2 pseudogenes are annotated in these 565 nt (G+C 64.1%); one reads left to right on the top strand and one right to left on the bottom strand.

What is annotated here, in order from left to right:
• Positions 1-139, bottom strand: a pseudogene (locus tag MKL11_RS10030) (IS3 family transposase); the annotation flags it as partial.
• A gap of 163 nt (positions 140-302) precedes the next feature.
• On the opposite strand from MKL11_RS10030, the pseudogene MKL11_RS10025 reads away from it, so the two are divergent.
• A pseudogene (locus tag MKL11_RS10025) lies at positions 303-565 on the top strand (hypothetical protein); the annotation flags it as partial.

Raw genomic sequence — 565 nt, 5'->3', positions numbered from 1 at the left:
CCTTGCGCCAGCGATAGTACGTCACCTCGGTCACGCCGATCGCCCTGATCGAAGCGGCGACGCTCTGTCCTTGTGAGACCAGCACGTCGACCTGACGCAGCTTGCTCACGATCTCCTCGGGCTTGGGTCGTTGGGCCATCGCTTCCGTCCTCTGTCGGCTCAAAAGCCATACTTCAGGGCGGACCACTTCAAAGGGGGACGATCAAGATCGCCGACGGATCGTCGGCAAGTGGCTATCCGACCAACATTCAGATCTTTAAGGCCCTCTGCCCGAGCCGGGCACCGCTTGAGGAATGAGCGGCATGTACAAGCTTCGCTGTCTGATCATAGGCGGCGCCATAGCCGCGCTCGCCTTACCCAGCGGCTTGGCTCTAGCCCAGGTCCAGCAGGAGGCCTTCAGCTACCCGGTCGGCCTCGATCCCAGCGGCGACAACTTTTTGGCGCTGCGCAGCCTGCCGAGCGGCACCCAAGGCGTCCGTCTCGCGCGCCTCGGACCCGATACCCTGTTCACCGAACTCGGCCGCCAGGGCGGCTGGGTCAACATCCAGCTGCCGTCCGGCCAGAC

The sequence above is a fragment of the Methylobacterium sp. J-077 genome (assembly GCF_022829365.1).
In the GTDB taxonomy this organism is placed as follows: Bacteria; Pseudomonadota; Alphaproteobacteria; order Rhizobiales; family Beijerinckiaceae; genus Methylobacterium.
The sequence above is the reverse complement of the archived record's forward strand: the minus strand, read 5'-3'. Positions and strand labels throughout refer to the sequence as shown.